At 57.5% G+C, this 13,629-nt stretch carries 15 protein-coding genes and 1 pseudogene; 8 read left to right on the forward strand and 8 right to left on the reverse strand.

Annotated features, from left to right (window positions below; genetic code table 11):
* Positions 1-158: 158 nt before the first annotated feature.
* Complete coding sequence (locus tag AUC61_RS09145) at positions 159-977, reverse strand: M48 family metallopeptidase (protein ID WP_243245612.1); 819 nt, start codon at positions 975-977, stop codon at positions 159-161.
* Positions 978-2,291: 1,314 nt separating this feature from the next.
* On the opposite strand from AUC61_RS09145, the pseudogene AUC61_RS26595 reads away from it, so the two are divergent.
* Positions 2,292-2,495: pseudogene (locus AUC61_RS26595) on the forward strand (HAMP domain-containing protein); the annotation flags it as partial.
* A gap of 111 nt (positions 2,496-2,606) precedes the next feature.
* Positions 2,607-3,350 carry a methyl-accepting chemotaxis protein gene (locus AUC61_RS26600; RefSeq protein ID WP_422765171.1) on the forward strand — a complete coding sequence of 248 codons (744 nt, stop codon included), beginning with the start codon at positions 2,607-2,609 and terminating at the stop codon, positions 3,348-3,350.
* A 175-nt stretch (positions 3,351-3,525) separates the two neighbouring features.
* Here AUC61_RS26600 and AUC61_RS09155 read toward each other — a convergent pair whose 3' ends face one another.
* From AUC61_RS09155 to AUC61_RS09165, 3 genes are read right to left on the reverse strand one after another with little or no spacing between them, the layout of a single operon-like run.
* On the reverse strand, positions 3,526-4,155 hold the full coding sequence (locus tag AUC61_RS09155) for an SOS response-associated peptidase (RefSeq protein ID WP_243245614.1): 630 nt from the start codon (positions 4,153-4,155) through the stop codon (positions 3,526-3,528).
* Between the two features lie 57 nt (positions 4,156-4,212).
* A complete protein-coding gene (locus tag AUC61_RS09160) occupies positions 4,213-4,485 on the reverse strand; it encodes a putative signal transducing protein (RefSeq protein WP_122666303.1) in 273 nt (90 codons plus the stop codon).
* Positions 4,485-4,667, reverse strand: coding sequence for a CPXCG motif-containing cysteine-rich protein (locus tag AUC61_RS09165; protein ID WP_243245615.1), 183 nt, complete (start codon positions 4,665-4,667; stop codon positions 4,485-4,487). Before AUC61_RS09165 ends, AUC61_RS09160 begins: the two co-directional genes overlap by 1 nt.
* A 120-nt stretch (positions 4,668-4,787) precedes the next feature.
* On the opposite strand from AUC61_RS09165, the gene AUC61_RS09170 reads away from it, so the two are divergent.
* Positions 4,788-5,951, forward strand: coding sequence for a 1-acyl-sn-glycerol-3-phosphate acyltransferase (locus AUC61_RS09170; protein WP_243245616.1), 1,164 nt, complete (start codon positions 4,788-4,790; stop codon positions 5,949-5,951).
* Positions 5,952-6,102: 151 nt separating this feature from the next.
* A complete protein-coding gene (locus tag AUC61_RS09175) occupies positions 6,103-6,309 on the forward strand; it encodes a hypothetical protein (RefSeq protein WP_243245617.1) in 207 nt (68 codons plus the stop codon).
* Positions 6,310-6,542: 233 nt separating this feature from the next.
* Here AUC61_RS09175 and AUC61_RS09180 read toward each other — a convergent pair whose 3' ends face one another.
* A complete protein-coding gene (locus AUC61_RS09180; protein ID WP_243245618.1) occupies positions 6,543-7,124 on the reverse strand; it encodes a YajG family lipoprotein in 582 nt (193 codons plus the stop codon).
* Positions 7,125-7,299: 175 nt separating this feature from the next.
* Here AUC61_RS09180 and AUC61_RS09185 point away from each other — a divergent pair, with 175 nt between their 5' ends.
* Positions 7,300-7,533: a hypothetical protein gene (locus AUC61_RS09185; protein ID WP_243245619.1), complete on the forward strand. Its 234-nt coding sequence runs from the start codon at positions 7,300-7,302 to the stop codon at positions 7,531-7,533.
* Between the two features lie 734 nt (positions 7,534-8,267).
* Complete coding sequence (gene mqo / locus AUC61_RS09190) at positions 8,268-9,776, forward strand: malate dehydrogenase (quinone) (protein ID WP_243245620.1); 1,509 nt, start codon at positions 8,268-8,270, stop codon at positions 9,774-9,776.
* A 57-nt stretch (positions 9,777-9,833) separates the two neighbouring features.
* Here the strand turns inward: mqo and AUC61_RS09195 are convergent, their stop codons facing one another.
* The 3 genes from AUC61_RS09195 to AUC61_RS09205 all read right to left on the reverse strand — a co-directional run bounded on the left by AUC61_RS09195 (position 9,834) and on the right by AUC61_RS09205 (position 11,385).
* The gene (locus tag AUC61_RS09195; protein ID WP_243245621.1) at positions 9,834-10,121 is read right to left on the reverse strand and encodes a PA4642 family protein; all 288 of its coding nucleotides are present in this window, start codon (positions 10,119-10,121) and stop codon (positions 9,834-9,836) included.
* Positions 10,122-10,188: 67 nt separating this feature from the next.
* Positions 10,189-10,677 carry a hypothetical protein gene (locus tag AUC61_RS09200; RefSeq protein ID WP_243245622.1) on the reverse strand — a complete coding sequence of 163 codons (489 nt, stop codon included), beginning with the start codon at positions 10,675-10,677 and terminating at the stop codon, positions 10,189-10,191.
* 150 nt (positions 10,678-10,827) lie between these two features.
* Complete coding sequence (locus tag AUC61_RS09205; RefSeq protein WP_087272989.1) at positions 10,828-11,385, reverse strand: hypoxanthine-guanine phosphoribosyltransferase; 558 nt, start codon at positions 11,383-11,385, stop codon at positions 10,828-10,830.
* Positions 11,386-11,567: 182 nt separating this feature from the next.
* Here AUC61_RS09205 and upp point away from each other — a divergent pair, with 182 nt between their 5' ends.
* Positions 11,568-12,203, forward strand: coding sequence for a uracil phosphoribosyltransferase (gene upp / locus AUC61_RS09210; protein WP_243245623.1), 636 nt, complete (start codon positions 11,568-11,570; stop codon positions 12,201-12,203).
* A 2-nt stretch (positions 12,204-12,205) separates the two neighbouring features.
* On the forward strand, positions 12,206-13,483 hold the full coding sequence (locus AUC61_RS09215) for a uracil-xanthine permease family protein (protein ID WP_122666281.1): 1,278 nt from the start codon (positions 12,206-12,208) through the stop codon (positions 13,481-13,483).
* The last annotated feature ends 146 nt before the right edge of the window (positions 13,484-13,629 follow it).

Below are 13,629 nucleotides of genomic sequence, written 5' to 3' on the forward strand. Positions count from 1 at the left end.
AGAAAATGCATTTCAATCCAGTAATGAGCGCCGTGTGTCCACGACACACCTCTCTCGCGAAACAAACACTGGATTTGTAGGAGCAAACTTGTTCGCGAGGCGGCATCAAGGACGCCACGCTTCGCCAATAATCAGCGCCTACAGGACACGCAAACCCCTCAGGATTTTGGAGCAGCGTTATACAACGGCATCACCTTGGGAATCGCCGCCTGCAACGATGCAATACGACTCTCCGAAGCCGGGTGAGTGCTCATGAACTCCGGCTGCGAGCCACCGGAATTCTGAGTCATTTTCTGCCACAGGGTAATGGCGGCATTCGGGTTGTAACCGGCTCGTGCCGCCAACTCCAGACCGAGTAGATCTGCCTCGTTTTCGTTACTGCGACTGTTAGGCAAGGTCAGACTGTAATTAACCACGGTATCAGCCAGCGCCATGCTGTCCTGCCCTAATCCGAGGATGGCGCCCGCCCCTTGCTTGGCCATGGCAACGCCGTACGCTTTGGACATCGACTCACGTCCGTGCTCACGCAAGGCATGGGCAATTTCATGACCCATCACCGCAGCGATCTCATCATCTGTCAGCTTCAACTTATCGATCAGGCCAGTGTAGAAAATGATCTTGCCGCCCGGGCCACAGTTGGCGTTCAGCTCATCACTCTTGATCAGGTTCACTTCCCACTGCCACTGCGCAGAATCCGGACGCAGCTTGGGTGCCTGACCGATCAGGCGGTCGGCAATCGCATGCACACGTTTGGCATTGGCGCTGGTTGTATCCAGCACGCCCTTGGTCGACGCCTCGCCTACGGTTTCCTTATAGGACTGGGCATACATCTGATTGACCTCATCGGTCGAGAGCATGCTGAACATGTACTGCTTGCGCTCGACACCGACCGAATCGCCGCTGGTGGTATTCACGGCCTGACAGCCGCCGAGCAGGATGGCTGCGGTCAAGGCACATAGAGCAAACTTCTGACGCATGATAAATCTCCCTCTGAACATGGCGCTCATCCTAGGCGGTGAACGACTTATGCGCCAGATGCTGGCTGATAGGCGCTTTGTCCGCTTAAAGCGGTGATGGTTCCCCGAATGGACGCATATCTATAAACGACACTTCAGCACGATTAGCGCCCCTTGTCCGGCGTAGCGTTCATGATTCTGAAAGTAAACGCCGATAGCCTTAGATAGCGCAACGCCACGTCTGGAGCTCTCATGAAGTTCAAATCGATTCAGTTTTCCATCGCAGCGCTGGCGGGCGCCATCGTGCTGTCTGTTGTTGCCGCCCTGGTCCTCTACTCGCTCTTCGCCAGCGAGCGTACGCAAACACTGGTCGACGAAAGAACCCAGTCATTATTTGAACAAGTCATGGAGCAGCGCCTTAGCGCACTGGTTCAGACTCAGGCCAGCGAGATCAAGCGCGAGCTCGAAGTACCTTTGCTGATCACCGCAGGCCTGGCCCGCGTCAATGCGCTGCTGGCGCTGACAGACAGCAAGGGCGAGCCGCAGTTGAAAGCCACCCGTGAACAACTGCTCAACCTGCTTCGCCACAACGTGGAGCAGAACCCCAAAGTGCTCGGTGCTTATATAGGCTGGGAGCCCAACGCACTGAATAATGATGACGCGGCCTACACAGGCTCATCCGACACCGGCAGCGATCCGGCGACCGGCCGCTTCATGCCCTGGTGGTATCGCAATACCGATGGAACGCTGACCCTGGAAAAGCTGGCCAGTCTTGAGGACACCAAATTGCTCTCCACTGGCGTACGTGCCAGCGAGTACTACATCTGCTCCCGCGAAAACAAAAAGCCTTGTGTGATTGACCCGGCCCCCTACAAGGTCGGCGACAAAATGGTGATGCTGTCTTCGTTTATTGAACCGATCATGGTCAACGGCGCATTTCAGGGCATCGTCGGCGCGGACCTGTCAGTCAATTTCATTCAGGACATGCTCATTTCCGCCGACAAGAAACTGTACGACGGTGCAGGCGAGATGGCCTTGATATCCAGCGGCGGGACCCTAGTGGCCTACACCCGGGACGCGACAAAGCTGGGTGAAAAAGCGACGACTATTCTCGATGCCAACGAAGTCGACAACTTGAAGAAAATCGCCGCTGGCGAGGTGCTTTACGACATAGACCGCGATCACGGTCACATCGAGGTTTACATGCCGTTCGGCATCGGTGCCACCGATGCGCGCTGGACCCTGATGATCCAGGTACCGCTCAGTGCAGTCATGGGGGACGTGGACAAACTTCGTGGCGAACTGGATACCCAGCGCAAAGAGGACATCTTCGGTATGACAGTGGTCGGGCTGCTCATTGCAGCGCTGGGCCTGGTGGTCATCTGGCTGGTCGCACGTGGCATCGCCAAACCACTCAAACAGATGGTGCTGATGCTCGACGATATTGCCCAGGGCGAAGGCGACCTCACCCGTCGCCTGAAGAGCGACCGGGTCGATGAAGTTGGCCAGATCGCCATACGCTTCAACACTTTCTTGAGCAAGCTGCAGGCCATGATCACTCAGGTCGTCGCCTCGGTGCAGAAGGTCAGCGACTCTTCGGAACATACCGCCGACATTGCTATCCGCACCAATCAGGGCGTGCACAAGCAAATGTCTGAAATCGAACTGGTTGCCACGGCCGTCCACCAGATGACAGCCACCGCGCAGGACGTGGCACGCAATGCCACCCAGGCAGCGCAAGCGGCGAGCCATGCCGACGGGGCTGCCAATCAAGGGATGCAGATCGTACAGAACACCTCTAACTCCATCAGCGCCCTCGCATCGGAGATCGGCCGGGCGGTGACCGTCGTTCAGGCGCTCGCTGCCGACAGCGAAAACATCAATGCGATCCTGACGACTATTCGGGGTATTGCCGAGCAAACCAACCTGCTGGCGCTGAACGCAGCGATCGAAGCGGCGCGTGCTGGTGAACAGGGCCGAGGCTTTGCCGTGGTCGCCGACGAAGTGCGCAATCTGGCACAGAAGACTCAGCAGGCCACTCAGGAAATCCAGAACATGATCCAGCAACTGCAAAATGGCACTCGCCAGGTGGTGCAGGTGATGGAAGACAGCCAGGGCAAGACTGAGGAAAGTGTCGGCCATGCCGCCGAGGCCGCACAGGCACTTGAGACCATTACCAAAGCGGTTTCGGTCATCAACGACATGAACACCCAGATCGCCAGCGCCGCCGAGGAACAGAGTTCGGTCGCCGAGGACATTAACCGTAACGTCACCAACATCGGCGAAGTGGCCAACGAAGTCGCGAGCGGTGCCGACGAATCCAGCCAGGCCAGCGCAGAGCTGACCAAACTGGCCGAGCAGCAGCGGCGGTTGATCAATCAGTTCAAGGTGTAAAGGGAGCGCATTGTCGCGCGGAAAATGGCTTTAATCTTCCAGATTGAACCCAATCCTGTAGGAGCTCACCGAGGTTACGAGGCCAGCGATAGCGGTGTATCAGACAAATCGCTATCGCTGGCCTCGTAACCTCGGTGAGCTCCTACAAGTCCTGTGTATGTTCCGGCAGCACTTATCACAACGGCGTCAGGCACTCAGGCGCATTGAGCTTCGGATCGTTGACCAGATTTGCCAGTGGGCGCTCGCGCAGAGAGGTTTGCGGGGCGGCGAGCAACGCTTGCAAGGTCGGCAATGGGGTATCGGCTGCGAGCCAGTCCTTCTGCCCTTGAGCGTCGAGAATCAAGGGACGGCGCTGACTGGCAGCCAGTTGAGTGACCACCGCAACACTCAGGTACGTGTGCCCCTGCACCGGATACGCTTCCCAGATCGCCGCAAAAAACAGCGCAGAGCCCTCTCCCGGTGTCAGCCAGAAAGGCCGTTTGCGGGTAGTACCGCGCCATTCATAAAAACCGTTGGCAGGCAGCAGACAGCGGCGCAGGCGAAACGCCTCGCGAAACATCGGTTGCTCGGCCAGGGTCTCGGCACGGGCGTGAGCGGGGGTACGAGACAGATCAGTCAGCCACGGCGGGGTGAGCCCCCAACGCGCACGTGCCAGTTCAAGATCGCCCTCAGTCCCGGCAACGGCACGTAACATGAGTACCGAATCCGCTGGCGAGATATTCCATTGCGCTTGTTGGTCAGCCGGAAAACCCGGCAAGGCCGCAAAAGCGGGCGTCCAACGAAACAGCGCATAACGTCCACACATGGGGCTATAAAACTCGTTTGGACGCGCTGAACCGTGGAGACAAGGCCATTAAGCCGCTCAACACACCAGCACGTCAGGGAAATTGTCCGGCTCATCACCGGGCTCGCCTCCAGAGAAAGGCAGCGCCGCATTGTACTCAGTGATCAACTGTCGCGCCTGCTCCACCTGATCGTTGTCCACCAGCAGCCCCAGCAGGCCGAGGGCTGGCAACTCGCCAAGGGCGCCCAGCAAGTGCTGGCCGGTGAGGTGCGCTTCAATACCTTCGCTGGCGAGCATGCCCTGTAGCAGCTCGCCTTCCATCAGGTTTTCCGGCTCGTAGACTTTCTGCATTATTCGTTCTCGCTGCGAACGTCCAGACGCCAGTCTTCACCATCGGTTTGCAAGTCGAAGACAATGGGCCGACAACAGACCGGGCAATCCTCTATGTACTGCTGGTCACCGCCCGACAAGTCCAGTACCGCCTCGACCGGCTCACCGCAGTAAGGGCAGTCGTAACTCTGAATTTCCTGCATCGCGGTCTCCGGGATCAGTTGTGCGTATAATCGCGGTCTTTCAAGGCTCTGCTAGAGTCTGGACGTGTTTTCCAGTCTTGGCCTCCCCTATTACTTTGTCACCCCCTACAAGAGAGCATGATGGGCGAATTTGATGCCATCCGACCTTACAACGACGCTGAAGTCTCAGCGGTGCTTGAGCGTTTGCTCAGCGACAAAGAGTTTCTCTCGATCCTGACCCGCTTCCGCTTCCCGAAACTGGCAGGCGCTTTAGGCTGGGCACTGCAACCGATCATTGCCCGCAAGCTACGCCGTCAGTTCGTGGGTATCAATTCGGTCGCCACCTTGCAGGACAAGGTCGAATACTACGTCGACCACACCATTGAGCGCGCTACCGACGGTGTGACCTACACGGGTGTCGAGCAGTTCAAATCCGGCAGCGCCTATCTGTTTCTGGCCAACCACCGCGATATCGTAATGGACCCGGCGTTCGTCAATTACGCCGTGTACCACGCAGGCCTGCCGACACCGCGTATCGCGATTGGCGATAACCTCCTGCAAAAACCTTTTGTCAGCGATCTGATGCGCCTGAACAAGAGCTTCATCGTGCACCGTTCCATCGCAGGGCGCCGGGAAAAAATGGCGGCGTACCAGTTGCTGTCTGCCTACATCAACCACTCGATTCGCAACGACTGCCAATCGATCTGGATTGCCCAGGCAGAAGGTCGCGCCAAGGACGGTGATGACCGTACCGAGTCGGCAATCCTCAAGATGTTCCATATGAGCCGCAAGGACGAACCGTTCGCCGAGGTGATCCAGTCACTGAACCTGACGCCGGTGTCCATCAGCTATGAATACGACCCTTGCGATCATGCCAAGGCGCGCGAGCTGTACATTCGTGCCACCACCGGCACTTACAGCAAGGTGCCGGGCGAGGATGACGTCAGCATCGCCTTGGGCATTACCGGCTACAAGGGCCGCGTCCATGTGAACTTTGCGCCCCCCATCACCGAGCTTTTCGAAGACACCAAAGCGCTGGCTATTGAAATGGACCGGCAGATTCTCGGTGGCTACCGCTTGTTCCCCGTCCATTACCTGGCTTACGCACAGTGGGCCGATGCAGATTCGTCGCTCAATGTGCCGTTGGCCAAGGATGTGTTTGCCGCGCCCGAACTGGCCAAGGCTCAGGAAGAATGGCAACGCCGTCTCGACGAGTGCCCGGCAGAGCATCAGCCTTACCTGATCCAGCAGTATGCGACGCCTGTACGCAATCAATACCGGGTAAAGGCTGGCATCCCGCTCTGATCCTGCTGACGGTAAAAAAGGCGCTGATATCTAGCGCCTTTTTTATGCCTGAAAATTGTCAGACAATTTTCTTCGTCGTCACGGTTCCGTAACCTGACCCAGGCACTCTATGGCTCCCTCGAGGCAGAACCTCGACCCAATGGAGCTCGTCATGCTGCACGCCAAAAACCAGGACCGCCTTTATCTGATCGCTCCGAGCGACGAGCAGGAAGCGTTGATCGACGCCTGGTCGTTCAACGTTCAGGACCGCAGCTGGCTGGTGTATTGCGCGCTTGGCGGCCATCAGCATCCCGACCTGCCGGACATGGATCTGCAGACGGGCTTCAGTTTTCTGGACTTTTATCAGCAGGCGGCTTGAGACGCATACAGCATTCGCAACAAAAGCAGGCCTCAGAATTGAAACACATTCCCTGTGGGAGCTGAGCTTGCTCGCGATGAGGCTTGACGCGGTTCACTTTAGATCGCGTCCAGCCGCATCGCGAGCAAGCTCAGCTCCCACAAGAGACTGTGTTCGCAGCGCAACAGAGACCTGCCCACAAAAAAGCCCGGCATCTCGCTAGAGAGCCGGGCTTTTTTACAACAGCGCGGGTGTTACTGAGCCAGTGTGTTGCCGATGGTCTGGTCCTGGAACAGACGCGTCAGAGCGTCGCTCAACACATCGCTGACCAGGCGGGTGTTGGTTTCCTGGTTCGGGGCCATGCCGAAGCGCTGGTCCAGCGAAGCAGCATAGCGACCTGCGTAGTTGCGACCGTTGTTCTGCACCTCGGCACGGAACGTGGCGCTGATGGTTGCCTCGGTCACGTACAGGCCTTCTTTCGGCGACTGATATTTCAGGTCAGCCAGGGTCACCGTCAGCTGTGGACCGCCGCCGCCCTGTGAAGGCGTGAAACCCAGCAGACGCACTGCGGCTTCGGCCTGTGCCTGCAACTTCGGCACAACGTCTGCGCCAGCAACGCTGACTGCGCTGGTTTCCGGGTACATACCACCGCGAGTCCCCAGCGTCGGGCTTGGGCGACCATCGACCACGCGCACGACCACTGGCTGACCACGGCCTACCGGCGCCAGCTGAGCGTTCAGCTTGGGTTGCGGGCTAAGTTGTTGCGGGCTGTGGGCACAACCGACCAGAGTCAGACTCGTTACAGCAAGCAAACCAAACAAAATGCGACGCAGCATGCTCATCTCTCCAATGGGCCAGGCACTAAATGTGCCGCAGTATAGCGGCCTCCCGGCGCCGCCAACCAGTGAAAATCGGACCGCGTCGGTCATGCAATGGTTCAGCAACACGCACGTCACGACGGTGTCATGTGTGCCGTGCAGACTTGCGCCTAAACCAACCGGGAGCCACACCATGGACTTTATCTGGTCACTCTTCAGTTCTCGCCCCAAGTACCGTCACTACGCACGCATTGATCAGATCGGAATCTGCCGCGCTTTCAAGCAATGCAGCCAGCCTCCTGTGGGTCAGGGCTGGGTGGAAGTCGCTGAGCAGAATCTGTCCTGGCTGAACCAGCCACTGCCACTCACCGCCCGCCTCGTGCGCCGCTCCGGGCAACCTGCAGCCCGCCAGCTGCGCATGGCCTGACCGAAAAGCGAATAAAAGTCACTTAAGCCGATCAATTCCTGTCGTTTCATCGCTATAATCTCCCCCCGATTATAAGGACGTCTCCTGATCGGGCCTCGCAGCATGGCTAATCTCCGGATTAGCGCCTCCGTAATGCCCACAGAGAGCCGCCCACACAGGTCATATGCACGCAGATTGCGTGTTGGTCAGTGCCCTATGGCTCGAATATTTCGAACCTTTCGCTCGCCAACACCTCAGGATGCATGCAGTTGATCTGCCGGTGCTGTGATCGTGCAGCCCTTTTTGAGGTTGAGGTTCGCGTCTCCAAAAGAGCGCGAAAAAAACGGGTTTCACTACTTCACAAGAGTGTGGCGAGCAAATGAACAGGTACGCGTTTGTAAATGCACCATTAGCATCAGACCCAGCCCTTTTGAACAGGATCGATTGCTGCTGCGCAGCCTCCATGACTGGAGTCTGAAGCCTGTCCGCTACGGATTTGGTTGCATAACCGGATGCCTTGACGATAGTCGAATGGCTGACCGGGCTGAAAAATGCGTTCATGCTGCCCTGATGAACTCGTGATTAAAGTCCGTTTGGTGGCCTCCGTTGATGATGCGAAGAATTGCGAAGAATCGGACATGCAGATCCTGGCCAGGGTTATCGGGGCACAACTTTGAACAAAGCCCCGCTACCAGGCATCTGACCTCAGGATCGTATGCCGTCAATTTGGTGCTGCAGATTTTGGAGACGCGTTAATGGCGCATAACGAAGCAGTCGATGTGGTATTGGTTGGAGCGGGCATCATGAGTGCCACTCTTGCCGTACTGCTCAAGGAGCTCGACCCCGGCCTCAAGCTGGAAGTCGTTGAGCTGATGGACTCTGGCGCTGCGGAGAGTTCCAACCCATGGAACAACGCCGGTACCGGCCATGCCGGGCTGTGCGAGCTCAATTACACCCCACCGGCAAAAGATGGCGCCATCGACATCAAAAAGGCCGTGCAGATCAATACCCAGTTCGAAGTCTCCAAACAGTTCTGGGCTTATCTGACGCAAAAAGACACCTTTGGCTCCTCGAAGAATTTCATTAGCCCGGTGCCGCACCTGAGCTTCGTCCAGGGCGAGAAAGGCATTGCCTTCCTCAAGACCCGTTTCGAAGCCATGCACAAACACCATGCTTTCTCGTCCATGGAATACACCGAAGACAAGGCCACCCTTGCCGAGTGGATGCCGCTGATGATGCCCGGCCGCCCGGCCGACGAGCAGATCGCCGCTACTCGCGTGATGAATGGTACCGACGTCAACTTCGGCAACCTGACCAATCAACTGCTCAAGCACCTGAGCAGCAGCCCTGACGCGCAGGTCAAGTACTGCAAGCGCGTCACCGGTCTGAGCCGTAAAGGCGCAGGCTGGAGCGTCAGCATCAAAGACGTGAACAGCGGCACCACCCGTGAAATCGATGCGAAATTCGTATTCCTGGGCGCGGGTGGCGCGGCGTTGCCGCTGCTGCAGATGTCGGGCATCGAGGAAAGCAAAGGCTTCGGCGGTTTCCCGGTCAGCGGTCAGTGGCTGCGTTGCGACAATCCCGAAGTGGTCAAGCACCATCAGGCCAAGGTCTACAGCCAGGCAGCGGTCGGCTCGCCGCCGATGTCAGTGCCCCACCTAGACACCCGCGTGGTCGACGGCAAGAAATCCCTGCTGTTCGGACCTTATGCAGGCTTCACCACCAAGTTCCTCAAGCACGGCTCGTTCCTTGACCTGCCGCTTTCGGTACGCATGGCCAATATCAAACCGATGCTGGCCGTGGCTCGCGACAACATGGACCTGACCAAATACCTGGTCAGCGAAGTCATGCAGTCCATGGAGCAGCGCCTTGAGTCACTGCGCCGTTTTTATCCACAGGCGAAAGCAGAAGACTGGCGCCTGGAAATCGCTGGCCAGCGGGTGCAGATCATCAAAAAGGACGCCAATAAAGGCGGTGTCCTGCAGTTCGGCACCGAGCTGGTCTCGGCTAAAGACGGGTCTCTTGCAGCGTTGCTGGGTGCATCGCCAGGTGCTTCGGTAACCGTTTCGATCATGCTGGACCTGATCGAGCGCTGCTTCCCGGAAAAAGCTCGCGGCGAGTGGGCAAGCAAGCTCAACGAAATCTTCCCGGCTCGCGAAAAAGCACTGGAAACAGACGTGGAGCTCTACGAGCGTGTCAGCGCCCAGAACAACGAGCGTCTGGAACTGGTAGAGAAACACAGCGAAGCGCACAGCATCGCCTGATTCTGCTGGTCAAAAAAAACGCCCCTCGGGGCGTTTTTTTTTTATGACTGCAACGCCTCAACCCCGAGCTTTCTCGATCAGCTCAATGTACTCATCGGCGTTACGCTGGTCCTTGATCGTCGCAATGAAGTCATTGCCGTGCTCGTCCTTACCGTCCAGGTCGTAACCGGCTTCGAGGAAGAACACCAGAAACCGTTCGAAATCATTGACCCGCAGACCACGGTAAGCCTTGATCAGCTTGTGCAACGATGGCGACGTAGCATCAACCGGTTCGAAGATCAGGAACGATTTAACCTGCTCATCGCCGATCTCATCACCAATCAACTGCTTCTTATCTTTACGCATTGCGTGCTCCAACTGAATCGCTGACGTTTTGTCCGGCGGGCAGTTTACCCCCGGCCCGACAAAAGGCTCAACGAGTACGAACGGCCCCAGTGTGCAAATCCGCCCATACATGGCCGTTGGCATAGCTCAGGAACTGGCAGTACAGCTTCTCGTTGCGCAGCAGGTCCATCAGTGTTCGGTATTGCGCGACCGGGTAATACAGATTCAGCACTCGGGTCTTGTCATCAAAAACCGGCTTTTTAAGGCTTTTGCTCTCACTGTCGAAATGAATCAGCACCTCATTGATCGTGGCGCCCTTATTCATCGGCTTGCCTTTGAGGCGAAGCAGTACCGGTGCCGTGACAGGAATGGGAGTCTGATTGGATTGACGCTGATTACCCACCACCACGGAATACTCGGTGATCTGCAGCAATTGTTGCTGCTCGGGTTCGCCTTCACGCAGATTAAGGTCGTCTGGCGGCAGGTATTGGGCGTGCATGGGTTCAGCTGAAACAGGCGCTGCAACTGGCAGGCAGCACAGCAGCGCGAGTGTTGCGCTACGGATCAAAAGCTTCATTTCGACTTCCCGCAAGGACAGGGCTGGCACTTTAGCACGCGGAAAGACTCGGTCCCTGTAGGAGCTGCCGCAGGCTGCGAACCGCGGTGCATCTGAAAAATCGCCTCGCAGCCTTCGGCAGCTCCTACAGAGAATGGTGTCGGACCTTGATTACATCCCTTTAACCGCATAAATCCCGGCAGCATTACGCCAGTAGCCTTTGTAATCCATGCCATAACCGAAGATATAGCGGTCAACGCACGGCAGGCCTACGAAGTCGGCTTTCAGGTCAGGGCGTGCTTTGCGGTCGTGGTCTTTATCGATCAACACCGCGGTGTGCACAGCGCGGGCACCGGCATGTTTGCAGAAGTCGATGATCGCGCCCAACGTGTGACCTTCGTCAAGAATGTCATCGATGATCAGCACATCACGGTCGATAAACGAGACTTCCGGCTTGGCCTTCCAGAACAGATCACCGCCGCTGGTTTCATTGCGATAGCGAGTGGCGTGCAGGTAAGACGCCTCCAGCGGGAAGTTCAGGTGAGTCAGCAGCTTGCCCGAGAAGATCAGACCGCCGTTCATCACGCAGAACACCACCGGATTACGCTCGGCCAGTTCGGCATTGATGTGTGCGCCAACGCGGGCGATGGCCGCTTCGACTTCAGCTTCTGTGTACAGGCAGTCAGCCTCGCGCATGATTTGACGGATATGCTCGAGATCAGCGGACATGACGCTCTCCAGGGGGCAGTGTAAGAAAAGCGGGCAAAGGTACGCATCCGCTTCAGTCAGAGCAAGCAATTCTGGACTAACGTGTCAGGAATTGTCTGAAAACACCGTAAGGCACGTAGGACAGTAACAGCTGAATAGATTAACCTAGGCCGTTTTTTTGCCCCCCGCCGGAGCTTTTTCCTATGCCTATTCGTGAGATCCGCCATCCGCTGATCCGCCACAAGCTCGGCCTGATGCGCCGCGCTGACATCAGCACCAAGAATTTCCGTGAGCTCGCTCAGGAAGTCGGTGCCCTGCTCACCTACGAAGCCACCGCCGATCTGCCGCTGGAAACCTATGAGATCCAGGGCTGGGCCGGTACTGTGCCGGTCGAAAAAATCGCCGGAAAGAAGATCACTGTAGTGCCGATTCTGCGTGCTGGCATCGGCATGCTCGACGGCGTACTCAGCCTGATCCCGGGCGCCAAAGTCAGCGCCGTGGGTGTAGCGCGCAACGAGGAAACCCTTGAGGCGCACACGTATCTGGAGAAACTGGTTCCGGAAATCGACGAACGTCTGGCCATGATCATTGACCCGATGCTCGCCACCGGCGGCTCGATGGTTGCCACAATCAATCTGCTGAAAAAAGCAGGCTGCAAGGAAATCCGCGCCATGGTCCTGGTCGCTGCGCCAGAGGGCATTGCCGTGGTCGAGGCCGCGCACCCTGACGTGATCATCTACACCGCGTCCATTGATGAGCGCCTGAACGAACATGGCTACATCATTCCGGGCCTGGGCGATGCCGGTGACAAAATTTTTGGCACCAAGCAAAAGGATTAATGATGAGGCAGGACGAGTTCAACGATCCACTGTGGCGCACCGTGCTGTCCGGTGCGCAGATGCTCTTCGTGGCGTTCGGCGCGCTGGTGCTCATGCCGCTGATCACCGGGCTGGATCCTAACGTCGCACTGTTTACCGCGGGCCTGGGTACATTGCTGTTTCAAATCGTCACCGGACGTCAGGTGCCCGTCTTTCTGGCATCGAGCTTTGCGTTCATCACGCCGATCATTCTTGCCAAGGGCCAGTTTGGCCTTGCGGCGACCATGGGCGGCGTCATGGCAGCGGGTTTCGTCTACACCTTTCTCGGCCTTGCCGTGAAGATCAAAGGTACTGGCTTCATCGATAAGCTGCTGCCACCTGTTGTGATCGGCCCGGTGATTATCTCCATCGGCCTGGCCATGGCGCCGATTGCGGCCAACATGGCGATGGGCAAAAGTGGCGACGGCGCGGAGTTGATCCCGTACAGCACTGCGATGCTGATCTCGATGCCTGCGCTGCTGACCACCTTGGTCGTAGCGGTGTTCGGCAAAGGCATTTTCCGCCTGGTGCCGATCATCTCCGGCGTGCTGGTGGGCTTCGCTCTGTCGTTCTACTTTGGCGTGGTCGACACCGCAAAAATCGCGGCCGCTCCGTGGCTGGCACTGCCAGCGTTCACGGCACCGGAGTTCAACTGGCAGGCGATTCTGTTTATCGTGCCGGTAGCCTTGGCGCCCGCTATTGAACACATCGGAGGTGTGATTGCGGTCGGCAGCGTGACCGGGCGTGATTACCTGAAGAAACCTGGTCTGCATCGCACGTTGTTTGGTGACGGCATAGCGACCACCGCAGCAGGCCTGTTCGGCGGTCCACCCAACACGACCTACGCCGAAGTGACTGGCGCCGTGATGCTGACCAAGAACTACAATCCGAAGATCATGACCTGGGCGGCAGTTTTCGCGATCACTCTGGCGTTCATCGGCAAGTTCGGCGCACTGCTGCAAAGCATTCCGGTGCCAGTGATGGGCGGGATTCTCTGCCTGTTGTTCGGCTCGATTGCAGCGGTCGGCATGAACACCCTGATTCGCCACAAGGTCGACCTGGCCGAAGCCCGCAATCTGGTGATCGTGTCAGTCACACTGGTGTTTGGTATCGGCGGCGTCTTGATCGGCACCGGCAACGGCCCCGACGATTTCGGCCTCAAAGGCATCGCCCTGTGCGCTGTAACCGCTATCGCATTGAACCTGCTGCTGCCGGGTAATGACGGCTGGAAGAACAAGCATCTGGATGATCAACTGCCGTAGGGCAACTGCGCTGCAGATGCAGAATCTGTTGGAGATTCTCTGTTTTTTCCGCAAGCTGATTGACTCCGTGGGAGCCGAGCTTGCTCGCGATAAGGCTGGACGCGGTTAACTTAAAACCGCGTTGCTCTTATCGCGAGCAAGCTCGG

Source organism: Pseudomonas maioricensis, from assembly GCF_022790535.1.
Classification (GTDB): Bacteria; Pseudomonadota; Gammaproteobacteria; order Pseudomonadales; family Pseudomonadaceae; genus Aquipseudomonas; species Aquipseudomonas maioricensis.